Here is a 15,945-nt window from a genome sequence, read left to right as displayed (position 1 = left end):
TCATCGACTCGTTTCTGGTGGTGGTGCTGGGCGGCGTCGGCCAGCTGGCGGGCAGCGTGGTGGCGGCGTTTGGTCTCGGGATCTTTAACAAAATCCTCGAGCCGCAGCTGGGCGCGGTGCTGGGCAAAATTCTGATCCTGGTGCTGATTATTTTGTTTATCCAGAAACGCCCGCAGGGGCTGTTCGCGTTAAAAGGCAGGGTGATTGACTGATGAGCCAACCGATGACCTTACGACTTGCGCGCAACGCGCCGCGGCCGCTGCGGTGGCTTGGGGCGCTGGTGATAATGGCGCTGCTGTGCATGCCGTTTCTGGCGCTGCTGCCTCAGTCGCATCCGCTGGCGGTGCCGACCTGGCTGCTGACCCTGACCGGCAAGATCCTCTGCTACGCCGTCGTTGCGGTAGCGCTGGACCTGGTGTGGGGCTACGCCGGCATGCTGTCGCTGGGCCACGGCATCTTCTTTGCGCTGGGCGGCTATGCGATGGGCATGTATCTGATGCGTCAGGCGGCCGGCGACGGTCTGCCGGCGTTTATGTCCTTCCTGTCGTGGACCGAGCTGCCGTGGTTCTGGTGGGGAACCCAGCACTTTGCCTGGGCGATGCTGCTGGTGGTGCTGGTTCCCGGGCTGCTGGCGCTGGTGTTCGGCTGGTTTGCCTTTCGCTCCAAAATCAAAGGGGCCTACTTCTCGATAATGACCCAGGCGCTGACCTACGCCGGCATGCTGCTCTTTTTCCGCAACGAGACCGGCTTCGGCGGCAACAACGGTTTTACCGGCTTCACCACGCTGCTCGGCTTCTCCGTCACCGCGACCGGCACCCGCGCGGCGCTGTTTATGGCGACGGTACTGCTGCTGCTGTTAACGCTGTGGATAGGCTTTCGCCTGGCGACCAGCAAGTTTGGCCGTATTCTGACCGCGGTGCGCGACGCCGAAAACCGGCTGATGTTCTGCGGCTACGACCCGCGCGGCTTTAAGCTGCTGGTGTGGACGCTCTCCGCCGTGCTGTGCGGGCTGGCGGGGGCGCTGTACGTTCCGCAGGTGGGGATTATTAACCCAGGCGAAATGTCGCCCACCAACTCGATTGAGGCCGCCATCTGGGTGGCGCTCGGCGGCCGCGGAACCCTGGTCGGCCCGGTGCTGGGCGCGGGGCTGGTCAACGGCGCGAAAAGCTACTTTACGATGGCGATCCCGGAGTACTGGCAGCTGTTTCTTGGACTGATTTTTATCATCGTCACCCTCTTTTTACCGCGTGGGGTGATTGGCCTGCTGCGTAAAGGAGACCGCTGATGCAACCGGATGACGGCCTGTTTACCCGCCAGCTGCCGACGGATCGCTTTCGCGAGCAAACCGACCCGGTGCTGCAGCTGGAAAAAATTAACGTCAACTTCGACGGCTTCCAGGCGCTGACCGACCTCTCGCTGCAGATTGGCGTGGGCGAGCTGCGCTGTATTATCGGGCCCAACGGCGCCGGAAAAACCACCCTGATGGACGTGATTACCGGCAAAACCCGGCCGCAGAGCGGCAGGGCGCTGTACGATCAGTCCATCGACCTGATGTCCCTTGACCCGATAGCCATTGCCCGCCAGGGGATCGGGCGCAAGTTTCAAAAGCCGACGGTCTTTGAAGCGCTGACGGTGGCTGAAAATCTCGAGCTGGCGCTGAAAAGCGATAAATCGGTCTGGGCCAGCCTGCGCGCGCGGCTGAGCGGGGAGCAGGAGGATCGCATTAGCGAGACCCTGCGCCTGTTGCGCCTCGATGGCGAGCGCGGGCGGCAGGCGGGGCTGCTGTCGCACGGGCAGAAGCAGTTCCTTGAAATCGGCATGCTGCTGGTGCAGGAACCGCATCTGCTGCTGCTGGATGAGCCCGCCGCCGGCATGACCGACGCCGAAACCGAATACACCGCCGAGCTGTTCCGCACCCTCGCCGGAGAGCACTCCCTGATGGTGGTTGAACACGATATGGGATTCGTTGAAACGATTGCCGACCGGGTAACCGTGCTGCATCAGGGGCAGGTGCTGGCGGAAGGCTCGCTGCGCGAGGTGCAGGCCAACGAACAGGTGATTGACGTTTATCTTGGACGCTAAGGAGCGCCGATGCTGCAGGTTAACCAGTTACATCAATACTACGGCGGTAGCCATATTCTGCGCGGCGTCGATTTTGCCGCCCGGCCGGGGGAGATAACCTGCCTGCTGGGGCGCAACGGCGTCGGAAAAACCACGCTGCTGAAGTGCCTGATGGGGCTGGTCCCGGCGCGCAGCGGCGAGGTGATATGGCAGGATAAGACCATCACGGCGCGCAGGCCCCACCAGCGCGTACAGGCCGGGATCGCCTATGTCCCGCAGGGGCGAGAGATCTTTCCCCGCCTGACCGTTGAAGAGAACCTGCTGATGGGCCTGTCGCGCTTTTCCGCCCGCGACGCGCGTCAGGTTCCGGAGGAGATCTATCGGCTGTTTCCGGTGTTAAAAACGATGAAGCAGCGGCGCGGGGGCGATCTCTCCGGCGGTCAGCAGCAGCAGCTGGCGATTGGCCGGGCGCTGGCAAGCCGGCCGCAGCTGTTGATCCTCGACGAGCCAACGGAGGGCATTCAGCCCTCGGTGATTAAGGAGATCGGCGAAGTTATCCGCCAGCTGGCGAACCGCGGCGATATGGCGATCCTGCTGGTTGAGCAGTTCTATGATTTTGCCGCTGCTCTTGCCGACCACTACCTGGTGATGTCGCGAGGGACAATTATTCAGCAGGGAAAGGGCGCGGATATGGAAGCCGAGGGCGTGCGCGCAATGGTGGCTATCTAAGTCGCAATAATCATTCAGCGCGACGCCTGACGTCGCGCTGAACGGAGCCTACTTAAGTAATAATCGCTGCAGCCGGGCCTGGCGCCAGCTGCGGGTCATCCCGCCGAAGACAAACAGCCTGGCCGCTCTCAGCAGCAGCAGCGCGCCCCAGATGGCGGCGACCCACGCCGACCAGTCGTTTTCGGGGCCGGTGATCCGGTTGAGTACCGCCAGCAGGACGCAAACCACCACCGCTACCGACAGCGAGCGAAAGAAGCGGCTCTCCTGATGGACCCGCTCTTTGGCTTCCTCAATGCGTAAATCGAGCGACTCTTCGTGACCGACGGGGGCGTCGTCGCTCAGACTCGCCACGTTAACCTCAAATACGGCGGCGAGGGCGCTGAGCGTTTCCAGACCCGGGCGATCGCCGTTTTCGATGCGCTGAATGGTGCGCACGCTGACGCCGGCCAGTTCGGCCAGCTGCTCCTGAGACCACGCGCGCTGCAGACGTAACTGTTTAACCTGATTAATACCGTTCATTTTTTCTCTCTCCGGATGAATCCTGAGATGAAGCCTGCAGGTTTCCGCCGTCGGCCGCCACGATCCTCTCCCGACACTAACCCGACACCGACCCGACAGCCCCGTGGCGGCAGGCTTCAGGCGCTGGCCACCGGATAACCTTTTTGCCGCGGAGGATTGTTCATGCCGCGGAAAATCATCAGCCACGCGGCGATAATCGCCGCCATCAGCACCACAAACAGCGACCAGTGCGGCATATGGGTCAGAATCGCCCCGGTGATCATCGGATTAAACGCGGCGCCAAGCCAGCCTAACGACTGGGCGGAAAAATAGCTGGCCTTCATGCCCGCCGGCGCAATGTTGTCGATCAGCATATATTCTCCTGGCGCATAGATAACCTCGCCAAGAGTAAAAATCGCCGCCGACACGCCCCACAGCAGCAGGCTGCTGCCGGAAAGAATAAACCCGCCCAGCCCGATGACAAAGCATAGCGTACCGAAGGTCATCAGCGGGCGGATATTGCGCGCGTTGAGCCTGCGTCCGACGGCGTACTGCAGCGCCACCACCACCGCGGCGTTGACCGGTAGAACGACCGCCACCACTTTCTCGGCAAAGTCGCCGTCGGCGACCACCAGCACGTACTGGGCAATGCAGGAGGCGAAAGAGCCGCCGACAAACGACGCCAGCAGCCCGGAGAGCGTAAACCACATCAATGCCCGGTCGCGCAGCAGCACCGAGGGCGACCACGGGCTGGCGCTATCCGCAGCGATCGCCACCGCTGTCCGCTGGACGAAGAGCTGGATAAACACCAGCGGAAACGCGGCGCAGGCCGCAGCCAGCCAGAACGGCAGGTTAATGCTGTGCATCACCAGCAGGGTGCCGAGCGGGGGACCGACGGTCCAGCCGATATTGAGGAAGGTATAGTTGAGCGAGAAGATCCGCGCCTTCTTTTCCGGCGTCAGCACGTCGGCAAACCACGCCTTCAATACGGTGGAGAAGACGGAATAGGCGCAGTTGATCAGGGCGAAGAAAAAGACCACCAGCGGAACGCTGTTTACCAGCGGGATTGCCACAAACCCGCAGATAAAGGCGGCCACGGATACCAGCATATAGCGCTTTTTATCGAACTTATCGGCCAGAATGCCGAACCCCATGCTGAACACCACCCCGACCGTCAGGGCGATAGACATGGCATAGCCGATTTTATCCACCTCCAGCTGATACTGGCGGGTAAGAAAGATGGTCATAAAAGGGAGCGTCGCGCCGCGGCCGATGGTGAGCAGCAGCGATGAAGCCAGCAGCGCTATCGTTGAGCGCCTGAGGGTCGGTATCATTTTTTCCTTGCCTGATAAATGTTATTTTTTGTGGTGCTGTTCACAAATAACATGGTCTTTCAGGCTTGTATAGCATTCCCCTATGGCAAAAGGGGGATAACGACCCTGCTAAAAATAATGATCTATCCGAATGAGGATTTTTCCGTTACTTTGATTTCATTGATAAAAATTCGCGTAATGGCCGGGACGGGGTATGACACGTAAAGACGGGCTGCTGGCGCTGCTGGTGGTGGTCGTTTGGGGGCTTAATTTTGTGGTGATTAAGCTCGGGCTTCACAACATGCCGCCGCTGATGCTGGCGGGGCTGCGTTTTTTACTCGTTGCCTTCCCGGCGCTGCTGTTCGTGGCGCGGCCCAGGATTCCCCTGCACCTGCTGCTGGGTTACGGCCTGACGATAAGTTTTGGGCAGTTCGCCTTTCTGTTCTGCGCCATCAGCCTCGGCATGCCCGCCGGGCTGGCGTCGCTGGTGCTGCAGGCGCAGGCGTTCTTCACCATTATTCTCGGCGTGTTTACCTTCGGTGAACGTCTGCAGGGCAAGCAGCTGGCCGGCATCGCGCTGGCGATTTTCGGCGTGCTGGTGCTGGTAGAGGCGAGCCTCGGCGCCCAGCATGTGCCGGTGGTCGGGTTTATGCTGACCCTGGCGGCGGCGCTGAGCTGGGCCTGCGGGAACATCTTCAATAAGAAAATCATGTCGAGGCAGGAGAAGCCGCAGATCATGTCGCTGGTGGTGTGGAGCGCGCTGATCCCGGTGCTGCCGTTTATGCTGGCCTCATACCTGCTCGATGGCCCGCAAAAAATGGTCGCCAGCCTGGTGCAGATCGATCTGCTCACCGTGCTTTCGCTGCTCTATCTGGCGTTCATCGCCACGATTGTCGGCTACGGGATTTGGGGTTCGCTGCTCGGGCGCTACGAGACCTGGCGGGTGGCGCCGCTCTCGCTGCTGGTGCCGGTGGTGGGGATGGCCAGCGCCGCGCTGCTGCTTGGCGAAACCCTGAGCGGGCTGCAGCTCGTCGGGGCGGTGCTGATTATGGCCGGGCTCTATATTAACGTCTTTGGCCTGCGGCGGGTTCGCGTCAGCGCGCCGCGGGGATAAAAAAAGCCCCGCAGTGCGGGGCTAAAAAGACCGGAGTCGTGCGGTTAGTTGTAGTACGGCACGCCTAGCTCATCTGACTTGTCGCTACCGGCAGCCATATGATTGAAATCAAACGGCGAATCGTTATGTTCGGAAGGCATTATCATCGCATCGCGGTGGTTATGGCGAACCGGAGTTGTGGTTTGCTCCGCATAGCTCTGGCCTGAGGCCAGGGCTACCAGCACAAGGGCGGCGGAAGCGAATAGTTTCATGATTTCCTCAATACGTCTTTTTGCAGGCGATTAACAACAGTTGTTCAGTGGCATTAGATAGCGGGATTCACCCGGCATATTTGTCATGCGATATTTATGCGGCGGAACGTCAAAATAGTTTTTAAAGGTTCGGGTCAGCGTTTGCTGCGATTCAAATCCGTAGCGCTCCGCCAGGTAGAGAATCGGCTCGTTGCTCTGCTTGAGCTTCTGGGCGATCTCGGTCAGCTTGCGGCTGCGGATGTACTGGCCTAAGGAGTGACCGGTCTCTTTCTTGAACATTCTTTGCAGGTGCCATTTAGAGTAACCTGAGCGCTCAGACACTTTCTCCAGCGACAGCGGCGATTCCAGGTTATCTTCGATCCACGACAAAATACTATGGATAGTGATGGCGTCGTTATTGCGTCTGGACATCATCTTACCTCTTCTTATTACGGCAGGACTTTCTTGAGTAAATACTCAAGGGTGACCACTTCATCCGCCGACAGATTTTTTGTTAATTCCTGGTGCAATTTCTGACCCACAACCTGATGACATTGCTCACATAGCGCCGCGCCGTCTGGCGTTAACTGCACCAGCACGCCGCGTTTGTCAGTGGGGTTGGGTAACCGTTCAATCCAGCCTTTACAGACCAGGCGATCGAGCATGCGCGTCATTGCGCCTGGGTCGACCGAGAGCACGGTTTTCAGCTCAACGGGGGTAATGCATACTTCGCAACGAATGGAACAGAGCACCCGGAACTGGGTGGAAGTGATATCCATCGGAGAGAGGTACTCGTTGAGCAGGCGATCTTTTTTCTGGTTAACCATCTGGATCAAGCGACCGAGGGGGATCATTTCGTTAAACAGGTCACTCGTGCTTTTCACTATGGTTGCCCAGGCAATTATTTAATTGCTGTGGATATTATTGCCCAGGCAACAATAAGTCAACCTGATGGATTCGGCGATGACACGATTTGCTAAAGCACGCCTGCGCAGGCGCTGCGAGGAAAATATCAGCGCTGGTATGATACCGACGACCAACGTTATACTCAGAGCGTAAAATTTTTAATTGTTTAATATTAACAGGGGCTTAATTAATCATGATGGAACTTTTTAAAGCGATAAGTCTGGGGCTGGTGGTGATTTTGCCGCTGGCAAACCCGCTCACGACCGTCGCATTGTTCCTCGGGCTGGCGGGCAACATGAACAACGCCGAGCGTAACCGACAATCGCTGATGGCCTCGGTATATGTCTTTATCATTCTGGCGGTGGCGTGGTATGCCGGCCAGGTGGTGATGAATACCTTCGGTATCTCAATCCCCGGTCTGCGTATCGCCGGCGGGCTGATTGTCGCCTTTATCGGTTTTCGGATGCTTTTCCCGCAGCAGAAGGCGCATGACTCCATGGAAGCCAAAATGAAATCGGAAGAGCTGCAGGACGAGCCGACGGCCAATATCGCCTTTGTCCCGCTGGCCATGCCGAGCACCGCCGGGCCGGGTACCATCGCGATGATCATTAGTACGGCGTCGACGGTGAAGCACGGCGTTGAGTTTCCGGAATGGGTGGTGCTGGCGGCGCCGCCGATCACCTTTGCGCTGGTGGCGCTGATCCTGTGGGCCAGCCTGCGCAGCTCCGGGGCGATTATGCGCATGGTCGGGAAGGGCGGCATCGAGGCGATCTCCCGCCTGATGGGCTTCCTGCTGGTGTGCATGGGCGTGCAGTTTATTATTAACGGGGTGCTGGAAATCATTACCACCTATCATGCCTGACGGGTGAACAGCCGATAAAAAAAGCCGGACAGCGTGGCGCTATCCGGCTTTTTTATTGCCGCTATCAGGAGTGGTGGGGCTGCTCTTCCAGCGACACCGGCCAGCGGCGGAAAATCATTACCGCCCAGACCAGCGCTACCAGCGCCGGAATGGCTCCGACGTAGCCGATAGAGGCCATCGACAGATGGGTGCTCACCTGGCTACCGACCAGCGCGCCGGCGCCGATTCCTATATTAAAGATCCCCGAGAACAGCGACATCGCAACGTCGGTCGCGTCCGGGGCCAGCGCCAGCACCTTAACCTGCATGCCGAGGCCGATAATCATAATCGCCACGCCCCAGAAGATGCTCAGCAGCATCAGGTGGTTGGCGTTTTGCGATGCCGGCAGCAGCAGCAGCAGACAGGCCAGCAGCAGGCCAATCGCCATATTAATCAGCCCCGAAGCGTGCTTATTGCCCATCTTGCCGAACAGCACGCTGCCGATAATCCCCGCGCCGCCGAGCACCAGCAGCAATACGGTGGCGAAATTACCGCTCATACCGGCCACCGTCTGCACGAACGGCTCAATGTAGCTGTACGCGGTGTAGTGCGCGGTCACCACGATTGCGGTCAGCAGATAGATGCTGAGCAGCGCCGGGCGGCGAAACAGCAGCGGCAGGCTTTTCAGCGAGCCGGAGTGCTCGCTTGGCAGCTTCGGCAGCAGCTTGTAGAGACACACCAGCGTGACCAGCGCGCCAAGGCCAATGACAAGGAAAGTGGTGCGCCAGCCGAAATACTGACCAACGATGCGGCCGATGGGAATACCAAAGACCATCGCCAGCGCGGTGCCGGTGGCGATCAGGCTCAGCGCCTGGGCGCGTTTTCCCGGCGGCGCCATGCGGATCGCCAGCGCCGAGGTAATGGACCAGAACACCGCGTGGGCGAAGGCGATACCGATACGGCTGATCACCAGCACGTTAAAGCTCCACGCAAAAAACGACAGCACGTGGCTGGCAATAAACAGAATAAACAAGCCGATCAGCAGGCGGCGGCGCTCCATCTGGCTGGTGAGCAGCATAAACGGCAGCGACATCAGGGCCACAACCCATGCGTAAATAGTCAGCATCATGCCGACCTGAGCGGTTTCCATCCCAAAGCTGCCGGCAATATCGGACAGCAGGCCGACCGGCGCGAATTCGGTGGTATTAAAGATAAAAGCGGCGATCGCCAGCGTGACTACCCGAAGCCACGCGACCCTGCGTGAAACCGTGTTTGTAATCATAGGTTTTGGACTGAGTGCTTAGAGGAAGAAGAGGAGACGATCTTAAAACGATTGCTGGTGAAAATACAATCATTTTGTGATCTGCGTCTCATTATTCCGCCGCGGAGATAAAAGGGCTAACAGATTAATTTCTCTATAGATAGTGTACGCATCCCGCTTTTATGTCATGTTGAGGATAAGTAAAAAAAAAAGGAACACAGCGATGCAGGAAATTGATTTTTATCTGGTGGATGCTTTCAGCGATCGTAACTTTGGCGGTAACGCCGCGGCGGTATGCCCGCTCACCGAGTGGCTGCCTGACGAGACGCTGCTGAAAATGGCGCAGCAGCATAATCAGTCGGAGACCGCCTTCTTCGTGCGTACCGATGAAGGCTATGAGCTGCGCTGGTTCACCACGCAGTATGAGATAAACCTGTGCGGCCACGCGACGCTGGCGGCCTCGCACGTTATTTTTGAATACCTTGACCATCCGTCCGCGACGATCGCGTTCAGCACCCGTTTTGTCGGCGAGCTGCGGGTGACGCGCAACGGCGACTGGCTGACCCTCGACCTCCCGGCGTGGTCGACGACGGAAGTTGCCAACCCGCCCGCCGAGCTGTTGGCCGGGCTGGGAATTAGCCACGCGCTGGACGTGCGGGTCGGGCGCGACTATCTGGTGGTGCTGGCGGATCGTCAGCAGGTTGAGGCCGTCCGCCCGGACATGCACCAGCTCCAGCGGCTCGGCAAGATGGTCTGCATCAGCGCGGCGGACGAGGAGTACGACTTCGTCAGCCGTTTCTTCTGTCCCGGCGAGGGCGTTGCCGAAGATCCGGTTACCGGCTCGGCCCACAGCATGCTGATCCCTTACTGGGGCGAGAGGCTTGGCAAAACGCAGATGCAGGCGCGTCAGGTGTCGGCCCGCGGCGGCGACCTGCGCTGTCAGTGGCAGGGCGATAGGGTGCTGATCGGCGGCCAGGCGGTCACCTACCTGATTGGCAAAATTGGCCTGCGCTAGCATAATCCCGTGAAAGAGGCTGCCATGTCTCGTGGCGGCTGGCCTGGCTCCGCGTCTGTAGGACGCCAGGCTATACCTTATTTGAGGCGGGCGATATTGGCTTTAATCACCGCCACCGAATGAAGGAACTTCTCCCTTTCCTCTGGTGCCAGCTGCAATTCTATTATCTGCTGCACGCCGTTTTGCGCCAGTACGGCCGGTACGCCGACCGCCGCGCCGCGAATGCCGTACTCGCCATCGAGAATGCAGGAGATGGCCAGCGCGCGGTGGCTACCGGTAAAGATATTGCGGCAAATCTCGGCGATGGTTCCGGCAACGCCATATTCGGTGCAGCCTTTACCGGCATAGATCTCAAACCCGAGTTTGCGCACCCGGTCGGCGATTTGCTGACGATCCAGCGCCTTACCGGTATGTTTTTGGTAAACCTCGGCAATCGGCGAGCCGTACACCGACGAGTGGGACCACACCGGAAACTGGGTGTCGCCGTGTTCGCCGAGAATAAAAGCATCGATACTCTGGGCGCCAATATCCAGCGCCTGCGCCAGAACCCGGCGCAGGCGGGTAGTATCCAGCCAGACGCCGGTACCGATCACCTGGCCGCGCGGCAAGCCGGAAAGCTGCCACACCTGCCAGGTAATAATATCGCAGGGGTTGGTGGCAATCAGGAAGATACCGTTGAAACCGTTGGCCATCATCCGCGGGACAATGCTGCGGACGATTTTCGCCGTACGGGTCAGCTCGTCCAGGCGACTCTCTCCCTCTTTCAGCGCGCCGCCGGAGACGGTGATCACCGCGATATCCACATCGGCGCAGTCGCTGGCATCGCGTACCGAAATCGCCATCATTCCCGGCATATAGGCGGCGGCGTCGCTAAGGTCCTGCGCGTGCGCCTGGGCCCGCGTTTTATCGAGATCGACGAGGATCAGCTCTTCGCAGATATTCTGGTTTAATAGCGCATAGGCCGCCGAGGTGCCGACGTTGCCTGCACCGATGATCATCACCTTGCGCGCTTTGCTATTCATGGTCCGTTCCTGATATCAACCGTCATGGCATAAAATTACTGCGGCTCAATTGGTTAGCGCAAGAGGATGCCGGAGGTATAAGTTAATGCTATGAGAAACGGGCGTACGCGCTGCGCTACAGTGGCTCAAAAAAAGGAGCTCGCCTATGTACACCATCGCCCCGACCTCGCTATCCCATCCCGACCTGACCGCTCTGATTGCGCAACTGGACGCTTTTCAGGAATCACTCTATCCCGCAGAGAGCAACCACCTCGTCGACCTGAGCCAGCTAAAGGCGGAGTCGGTTATCGTGCTGCTTATCCGGGATGACAACCAGCAGGCGGTGGGTTGCGGAGCTATCGTCCTTGACGACGATGGCTTTGGCGAAATGAAGCGGGTGTTTATCGATCCTAACCATCGCGGGCAGATGCTGGGCGAACGGCTGCTGGAGGCGCTGGAAAGCGAGGCCCGCCGCCGCGACTGCCACACCGTGCGCCTCGAAACCGGCATTTACCAGCAGGCAGCCGTCAGGCTCTATACCCGCAGCGGCTATCAAACGCGCAGCCCCTTTGCCCCCTATCAGGAAGACCCGCTGAGCCTGTTTATGGAGAAACTGCTCGTTGCCGATCTTCGTTCAGCAGCGCTATAAACGCCTCCAGCTGGCGGGTTTTCGCCCCGCGCCGCCACACCAGCCAGGTGGTTAGCCAGCGCCACTCTTCGGCCAGCGGCCACGCGGAAACCTGTTGATGGCCGGGCATGCTCTCCAGCATGCTGCGCGGGATCAGCGCCAGCCCGGCGCCGGCAATCACGCACGCCAGCATGCCGTGATAGGACTCCATCTCGTGGATCCGCCCGGGGGTGGCGCGGTCGGCGTGAAACCAGCTTTCAAAATGGCGCCGGTAGGAGCAGTTGGCGCGAAACGCGTAAACGTTGACGCCGTTCACCTCGCTGGCGCGCGTAATCGGCGCGTGGCCCACGGGGGCGACGATCATCATCTCTTCCGGAAATACCGGCAGGCCTTCGAGGCCCGGATGCACCAGCGGTCCGTCGATAAATGCCGCGCTCAGGGTACCCTCCAGCACGCCGTCGATCATATTGCCGGAAGGGCCGGTCGAGAGCGCGAGATGGATTTTCGGGTAGCGCTGGTTATAGAGCGCCAGCGCTGAAGGGATCCTGACCGCGGCGGTACTCTCCAGCGACCCGAGCGAAAACAGCCCCTGCGGCTCATCGCCGGTCACCACCATTCTCGCCTCATCGACCAGCGCCAGGATCTGCTGGCTATAGCGCAGAAAGCTATGGCCGGCGGGAGAAAGGCGCAGGCGCTGGTTCTCGCGGATAAACAGCTCCACGCCGAGATCGGCCTCCAGCTGGCGAATGCGGGTGGTGAGGTTCGAAGGGACGCGATGCACCTTCTGCGCGGCCTGGGTAATGCTGCCGGTGGCGGCGACGGCGTTGAACATCTCAAGCTGGGTCAGGTCCATAGTATTCTTCTTTCGTGAACGGGTTGCTTAATATTATTCATTTTCAATGAATGGAAGCGTAAGCCAGAATGAGGTCAGTTCGCAATCAACATTCGCCATCAAAACAGAGAGAATAACGATGAATTTATCTGCAACTCATGCGGTTTCCGTGAACCCGACCACCGGTGAAATTGTGTCGTCTCTGCCCTGGGCTACTGAACAAGAGGTCGATGCGGCGATTGCTCTTGCGGAGCAGGGCTATCGCCAGTGGCGCGCCGCCAGCGTAGCCCAGCGCGCCGATGCGCTGCGTCAGGTCGGCAGCGTCCTGCGCAGCCGGGCGGAAGAGATGGCCCAGATGATAAGCCTGGAGATGGGCAAGCCGATTGCCCAGGCGCGCGGCGAAGTGACCAAATCGGCCAATCTCTGCGACTGGTATGCCGAGCACGGTCCGGCCATGCTGGCAACCGAAGCCACCCAGGTCGAAGAGAATAAAGCCGTTATCGAATACCGCCCGCTGGGCGCCATTCTGGCGATAATGCCGTGGAACTTTCCCCTGTGGCAGGTGCTGCGCGGCGCGGTACCGATCCTGCTGGCGGGCAACAGCTATCTGCTCAAGCACGCGCCGAACGTGATGGGTAGCGCGGCGCTGATCGGCGATATCTTCGCTCAGGCCGGGCTGCCGGCCGGCGTATTCGGCTGGGTTAACGCCACCAATGAAGGCGTTTCGCAGACCATTAACGATCCGCGCATTGCCGCGGTGACGGTAACCGGCAGCGTGCGCGCCGGGAAGGCGATCGGCGCCCAGGCCGGCGCCGCGCTGAAGAAGTGCGTCCTGGAGCTCGGAGGGTCGGATCCGTTTATCGTGCTCAACGACGCCAGCCTCGACGAGGCGGTGAAGGCGGCGGGCATCGGACGCTACCAGAAAACCGGGCGGGGGGGGGGGGCACCAAAGCGCTTTATTGTTGAAGCCGGAATCGCCGATGCGTTCAGCAAAAAATTCGTTGCCGCCGTTGAGGCGTTGAAAATGGGCGATCCGCGCGATGAGGCCAACTATCTTGGGCCGATGGCGCGTTTCGACCTGCGCGACGAGCTCCATCAGCAGGTGACGGCGACGCTGGCGGAAGGGGCGACCCTGCTGCTCGGCGGCGAAAAGGTCGTCGGCGCCGGTAACTACTATGCGCCGACGGTGCTGGGTAACGTGACCGCGGAAATGACCGGTTTCCGCCAGGAGCTGTTTGGTCCGGTTGCCACCATCACCGTGGCTCGCGACGCCGCGCACGCCCTCGAACTGGCTAACGACAGCGAATTTGGCCTTTCGGCCACCGTCTTTACCGCCAGCGTCGAAGAGGCAGACCGCTTCTCCCGCCAGCTGGAGTGCGGCGGCGTCTTTATCAACGGCTACAGCGCCAGCGACGCGCGTGTTGCCTTTGGCGGCGTGAAGAAAAGCGGCTTCGGCCGGGAGCTCTCGCACTTTGGGCTGCATGAGTTCTGTAACGTGCAGACCGTATGGAAAGACCGCCGCTAATCGACGTTAGCGCCTGACGCCCGTCGCCGCGCTCTGCTATACTCGCAGCCCGAATTTGGTTGTGGGCAAGGAGCCGGGCGTGGCGACGGTCATCAATAATGCAATGCTGGATGCAGTTCTGGCAGAAATCAGGCCGCTGATAGGGCGCGGCAAGGTGGCGGACTACATTCCGGCGCTGGCCAGCGTGAGCGGCAATAAGCTGGGCATCGCGATCTGTACGGTTGACGGGCAGCACTATTTTGCCGGTGACGCCCATGAGCGTTTTTCCATTCAATCCATCTCTAAAGTGCTCAGCCTGGTGGTGGCGATGAACCACTACCAGGAGGAGGAGATCTGGCAGCGGGTGGGGAAAGATCCCTCCGGCCAGCCGTTTAACTCGCTCCTGCAGCTGGAAATCGAGCAGGGAAAACCGCGCAACCCCTTTATTAACGCCGGGGCGCTGGTGGTGTGCGATATGCTGCAAAGCCGCCTCAGCGCGCCGCGCCAGCGGATGCTGGAAATTGTCCGACGCCTGAGCGGCGTGGCGGATATCGCCTACGACCCGCTGGTGGCGCGCTCCGAGTTTGAGCATTCGGCGCGCAATGCGGCGATTGCCTGGCTGATGAAATCCTTCGGTAACTTTCATAACGACGTCGCGACGGTGCTGCATAACTATTTCCACTACTGTTCGCTGGAGATGAGCTGCGTTGAGCTGGCGCGGACCTTTCTGTTCCTCGCCGATCGCGGCGTGGCGCCGCATCTCGATACGCCGGTGATCGCCCCGATTCAGTCGCGCCAGGTCAATGCCCTGATGATGACCAGCGGGATGTATCAAAACGCCGGGGAGTTTGCCTGGCGCGTCGGGTTGCCGGCAAAATCGGGCGTGGGCGGCGGGATCGTGGCGATCGTTCCTCAGGAGATGGCCATTGCGGTATGGAGCCCGGAGCTGGACCAGGCCGGGAATTCGCTGGCCGGGATTGCGGTACTGGAGAAACTCACGCAGAAGGTGGGAAGGTCGGTATTCTGATGGATACGATAAACGGTTTATTTAGCCGGCTGCAGCGGTCGGCTTTTCGCTCCCGCTTTAAGCTGGGAATAAAAGAGCGGCAATACTGTTTCGATAAAGGCGCGGAGACGATTGACCAGCACGCGGCGGATTTTATTGCCCGCCGACTGGCGCCGGCGAATATCCCGAACGACGGCAAGCAAACGCCGATGCGCGGTCATCCGGTATTTATCGCCCAGCACGCCACCGCCACCTGCTGTCGCGGCTGCCTCGAAAAGTGGCATGCGATCCCGCCAGGCCGGGCGCTGAGCGCCGACGAGCAGCGCTACGTTGTGCAGGTTATTCACCACTGGCTGGTGCTGCAGATGAATTCTTCTGGCCATTGATAGTGCGCAATAATCAGGCATAGGTATGCCTGATAAATATTCTCATGCTATGATAATCCGCTAACTAATTATTAACATAATAATTGCCTGAAACAATTAGACGGATAATTACTGAATGTCTTCACTGTCGATTCGGTCATTCACGCTGTTTCGTGAGGAGCAGCCCGTGCGCGATGCGCTGGTGTTATTCACGTTAACGCTGCTGCTTCATTTCTTCGGCGCGATGCTGCGCCTGGTGCAGGAACTCTCGTTTTTCTGGCCGCTGAATGCCGTGATGGCAGGGATCTTCGCACGTTACGTCTGGCTAAACCGCAGCTATTTTTACGCGGTTTGCTTTGCCGCGATGCTGGTTTATGACGGCTTAACCTCGCGCTGGGGAATGGGCTTTGCTTCGCTGCTGATTAATTTCTCCAATATTGTCTTTATTGTGACCCTGGCGCAGCTGGTGCTGTGGGATAAACGGCGCGCCGATTCTATGCCCGGGCCGATTAATGCGCTGAGCCTGTTTTGCTATTGCCTGCTGGCGGCGCTGCTGTGCGCGGCCGTCGGCGCGCTGGGTTCGGTGGACGTCGAGCGTGCCACCTTTATTCCCCAGCTGGCGGCCTGGTTTAGCGAGCAGT

The 15,945-nt window shown here is 59.5% G+C and carries 18 protein-coding genes and 2 pseudogenes; 12 read left to right on the top strand and 8 right to left on the bottom strand.

Features of this window, described 5'->3' with window-relative positions; translation table 11 throughout:
• From PFH44_RS17375 to urtE, 4 genes and pseudogenes are all read left to right on the top strand, one after another.
• Positions 1 to 212 (top strand): annotated as a pseudogene (locus PFH44_RS17375) (urea ABC transporter permease subunit UrtB); the annotation flags it as partial.
• Complete coding sequence (gene urtC / locus PFH44_RS17370; protein ID WP_283825652.1) at positions 212 to 1,285, top strand: urea ABC transporter permease subunit UrtC; 1,074 nt, start codon at positions 212 to 214, stop codon at positions 1,283 to 1,285. The pseudogene PFH44_RS17375 and the gene urtC, both read left to right, overlap by 1 nt.
• Entirely contained in the window at positions 1,285 to 2,082 is a 798-nt protein-coding gene (gene urtD / locus PFH44_RS17365) for an urea ABC transporter ATP-binding protein UrtD (protein ID WP_041145644.1), read from the top strand. Before urtC ends, urtD begins: the two co-directional genes overlap by 1 nt.
• Positions 2,083 to 2,091: 9 nt before the next feature.
• Positions 2,092 to 2,790, top strand: coding sequence for an urea ABC transporter ATP-binding subunit UrtE (gene urtE / locus PFH44_RS17360; protein ID WP_045858250.1), 699 nt, complete (start codon positions 2,092 to 2,094; stop codon positions 2,788 to 2,790).
• Between the two features lie 48 nt (positions 2,791 to 2,838).
• Here urtE and PFH44_RS17355 read toward each other — a convergent pair whose 3' ends face one another.
• Positions 2,839 to 3,309, bottom strand: coding sequence for a helix-turn-helix transcriptional regulator (locus PFH44_RS17355; protein WP_283825651.1), 471 nt, complete (start codon positions 3,307 to 3,309; stop codon positions 2,839 to 2,841).
• Between the two features lie 116 nt (positions 3,310 to 3,425).
• Positions 3,426 to 4,622: an efflux MFS transporter YdeE gene (ydeE, locus tag PFH44_RS17350; protein ID WP_283825650.1), complete on the bottom strand. Its 1,197-nt coding sequence runs from the start codon at positions 4,620 to 4,622 to the stop codon at positions 3,426 to 3,428.
• A gap of 193 nt (positions 4,623 to 4,815) precedes the next feature.
• On the opposite strand from ydeE, the gene eamA reads away from it, so the two are divergent.
• The gene (gene eamA / locus PFH44_RS17345; RefSeq protein WP_045858247.1) at positions 4,816 to 5,715 is read left to right on the top strand and encodes an O-acetylserine/cysteine exporter; all 900 of its coding nucleotides are present in this window, start codon (positions 4,816 to 4,818) and stop codon (positions 5,713 to 5,715) included.
• A 44-nt stretch (positions 5,716 to 5,759) separates the two neighbouring features.
• Here the strand turns inward: eamA and marB are convergent, their stop codons facing one another.
• From marB to marR, 3 genes are read right to left on the bottom strand one after another with little or no spacing between them, the layout of a single operon-like run.
• On the bottom strand, positions 5,760 to 5,966 hold the full coding sequence (marB, locus tag PFH44_RS17340) for a multiple antibiotic resistance protein MarB (protein WP_045858245.1): 207 nt from the start codon (positions 5,964 to 5,966) through the stop codon (positions 5,760 to 5,762).
• 30 nt (positions 5,967 to 5,996) lie between these two features.
• A complete protein-coding gene (gene marA, locus PFH44_RS17335) occupies positions 5,997 to 6,377 on the bottom strand; it encodes an MDR efflux pump AcrAB transcriptional activator MarA (protein ID WP_004862191.1) in 381 nt (126 codons plus the stop codon).
• A gap of 17 nt (positions 6,378 to 6,394) precedes the next feature.
• A complete protein-coding gene (gene marR / locus PFH44_RS17330) occupies positions 6,395 to 6,829 on the bottom strand; it encodes a multiple antibiotic resistance transcriptional regulator MarR (protein ID WP_041145638.1) in 435 nt (144 codons plus the stop codon).
• 215 nt (positions 6,830 to 7,044) lie between these two features.
• Between marR and PFH44_RS17325 the strand changes: the two genes are divergently transcribed.
• Positions 7,045 to 7,713 (top strand): MarC family NAAT transporter, encoded by a 669-nt coding sequence (locus PFH44_RS17325; RefSeq protein ID WP_045858243.1) that lies wholly within the window; start codon positions 7,045 to 7,047, stop codon positions 7,711 to 7,713.
• Between the two features lie 64 nt (positions 7,714 to 7,777).
• Here the strand turns inward: PFH44_RS17325 and PFH44_RS17320 are convergent, their stop codons facing one another.
• Positions 7,778 to 8,974, bottom strand: coding sequence for a sugar transporter (locus tag PFH44_RS17320; protein WP_045858241.1), 1,197 nt, complete (start codon positions 8,972 to 8,974; stop codon positions 7,778 to 7,780).
• 202 nt (positions 8,975 to 9,176) lie between these two features.
• On the opposite strand from PFH44_RS17320, the gene PFH44_RS17315 reads away from it, so the two are divergent.
• Positions 9,177 to 9,968 carry a PhzF family phenazine biosynthesis protein gene (locus tag PFH44_RS17315; protein WP_283825649.1) on the top strand — a complete coding sequence of 264 codons (792 nt, stop codon included), beginning with the start codon at positions 9,177 to 9,179 and terminating at the stop codon, positions 9,966 to 9,968.
• 77 nt (positions 9,969 to 10,045) lie between these two features.
• Here PFH44_RS17315 and PFH44_RS17310 read toward each other — a convergent pair whose 3' ends face one another.
• Positions 10,046 to 10,990 carry an L-lactate dehydrogenase gene (locus PFH44_RS17310; protein WP_283825648.1) on the bottom strand — a complete coding sequence of 315 codons (945 nt, stop codon included), beginning with the start codon at positions 10,988 to 10,990 and terminating at the stop codon, positions 10,046 to 10,048.
• A gap of 145 nt (positions 10,991 to 11,135) precedes the next feature.
• Between PFH44_RS17310 and PFH44_RS17305 the strand changes: the two genes are divergently transcribed.
• A complete protein-coding gene (locus PFH44_RS17305; RefSeq protein WP_128878129.1) occupies positions 11,136 to 11,618 on the top strand; it encodes a GNAT family N-acetyltransferase in 483 nt (160 codons plus the stop codon).
• On the opposite strand, the gene ptrR is transcribed toward PFH44_RS17305, so the two are convergent.
• Complete coding sequence (ptrR, locus tag PFH44_RS17300) at positions 11,572 to 12,450, bottom strand: putrescine utilization regulator PtrR (protein ID WP_045858233.1); 879 nt, start codon at positions 12,448 to 12,450, stop codon at positions 11,572 to 11,574. The genes PFH44_RS17305 and ptrR overlap by 47 nt on opposite strands.
• Before the next feature lie 118 nt (positions 12,451 to 12,568).
• Between ptrR and sad the strand changes: the two genes are divergently transcribed.
• The 4 genes and pseudogenes from sad to PFH44_RS17280 all read left to right on the top strand — a co-directional run.
• On the top strand, positions 12,569 to 13,954 hold the full coding sequence (gene sad, locus PFH44_RS17295; protein WP_283825647.1) for a succinate-semialdehyde dehydrogenase: 1,386 nt from the start codon (positions 12,569 to 12,571) through the stop codon (positions 13,952 to 13,954).
• A 79-nt stretch (positions 13,955 to 14,033) separates the two neighbouring features.
• A complete protein-coding gene (gene glsB / locus PFH44_RS17290) occupies positions 14,034 to 14,960 on the top strand; it encodes a glutaminase B (RefSeq protein WP_283825646.1) in 927 nt (308 codons plus the stop codon).
• Positions 14,960 to 15,325 (top strand): DUF4186 domain-containing protein, encoded by a 366-nt coding sequence (locus PFH44_RS17285; protein ID WP_045858229.1) that lies wholly within the window; start codon positions 14,960 to 14,962, stop codon positions 15,323 to 15,325. The genes glsB and PFH44_RS17285 overlap by 1 nt, the downstream gene beginning before the upstream one ends.
• A 115-nt stretch (positions 15,326 to 15,440) precedes the next feature.
• Positions 15,441 to 15,945: pseudogene (locus PFH44_RS17280) on the top strand (GGDEF domain-containing protein); the annotation flags it as partial.

Source organism: Klebsiella sp. Ech2A (genome assembly GCF_030078455.1).
In the GTDB taxonomy this organism is placed as follows: Bacteria; Pseudomonadota; Gammaproteobacteria; order Enterobacterales; family Enterobacteriaceae; genus Klebsiella; species Klebsiella terrigena.
Note: the sequence above shows the minus strand (reverse complement) of the source record. Positions and strands in the feature narration are given on the sequence as shown.

Bases quoted from the DNA above. Each gene is read 5' to 3' on its own strand.
- marA (WP_004862191.1), bottom strand. From the start codon at position 6,377: ATGTCCAGACGCAATAACGACGCCATCACTATCCATAGTATTTTGTCG.
- urtE (WP_045858250.1), top strand. From the start codon at position 2,092: ATGCTGCAGGTTAACCAGTTACATCAATACTACGGCGGTAGCCATATT.
- ydeE (WP_283825650.1), bottom strand. From the start codon at position 4,622: ATGATACCGACCCTCAGGCGCTCAACGATAGCGCTGCTGGCTTCATCG.
- PFH44_RS17355 (WP_283825651.1), bottom strand. From the start codon at position 3,309: ATGAACGGTATTAATCAGGTTAAACAGTTACGTCTGCAGCGCGCGTGG.
- sad (WP_283825647.1), top strand. From the start codon at position 12,569: ATGAATTTATCTGCAACTCATGCGGTTTCCGTGAACCCGACCACCGGT.
- PFH44_RS17315 (WP_283825649.1), top strand. From the start codon at position 9,177: ATGCAGGAAATTGATTTTTATCTGGTGGATGCTTTCAGCGATCGTAAC.
- PFH44_RS17310 (WP_283825648.1), bottom strand. From the start codon at position 10,990: ATGAATAGCAAAGCGCGCAAGGTGATGATCATCGGTGCAGGCAACGTC.
- marB (WP_045858245.1), bottom strand. From the start codon at position 5,966: ATGAAACTATTCGCTTCCGCCGCCCTTGTGCTGGTAGCCCTGGCCTCA.
- eamA (WP_045858247.1), top strand. From the start codon at position 4,816: ATGACACGTAAAGACGGGCTGCTGGCGCTGCTGGTGGTGGTCGTTTGG.
- ptrR (WP_045858233.1), bottom strand. From the start codon at position 12,450: ATGGACCTGACCCAGCTTGAGATGTTCAACGCCGTCGCCGCCACCGGC.
- PFH44_RS17305 (WP_128878129.1), top strand. From the start codon at position 11,136: ATGTACACCATCGCCCCGACCTCGCTATCCCATCCCGACCTGACCGCT.
- urtC (WP_283825652.1), top strand. From the start codon at position 212: ATGAGCCAACCGATGACCTTACGACTTGCGCGCAACGCGCCGCGGCCG.
- PFH44_RS17320 (WP_045858241.1), bottom strand. From the start codon at position 8,974: ATGATTACAAACACGGTTTCACGCAGGGTCGCGTGGCTTCGGGTAGTC.
- urtD (WP_041145644.1), top strand. From the start codon at position 1,285: ATGCAACCGGATGACGGCCTGTTTACCCGCCAGCTGCCGACGGATCGC.
- PFH44_RS17325 (WP_045858243.1), top strand. From the start codon at position 7,045: ATGATGGAACTTTTTAAAGCGATAAGTCTGGGGCTGGTGGTGATTTTG.
- PFH44_RS17285 (WP_045858229.1), top strand. From the start codon at position 14,960: ATGGATACGATAAACGGTTTATTTAGCCGGCTGCAGCGGTCGGCTTTT.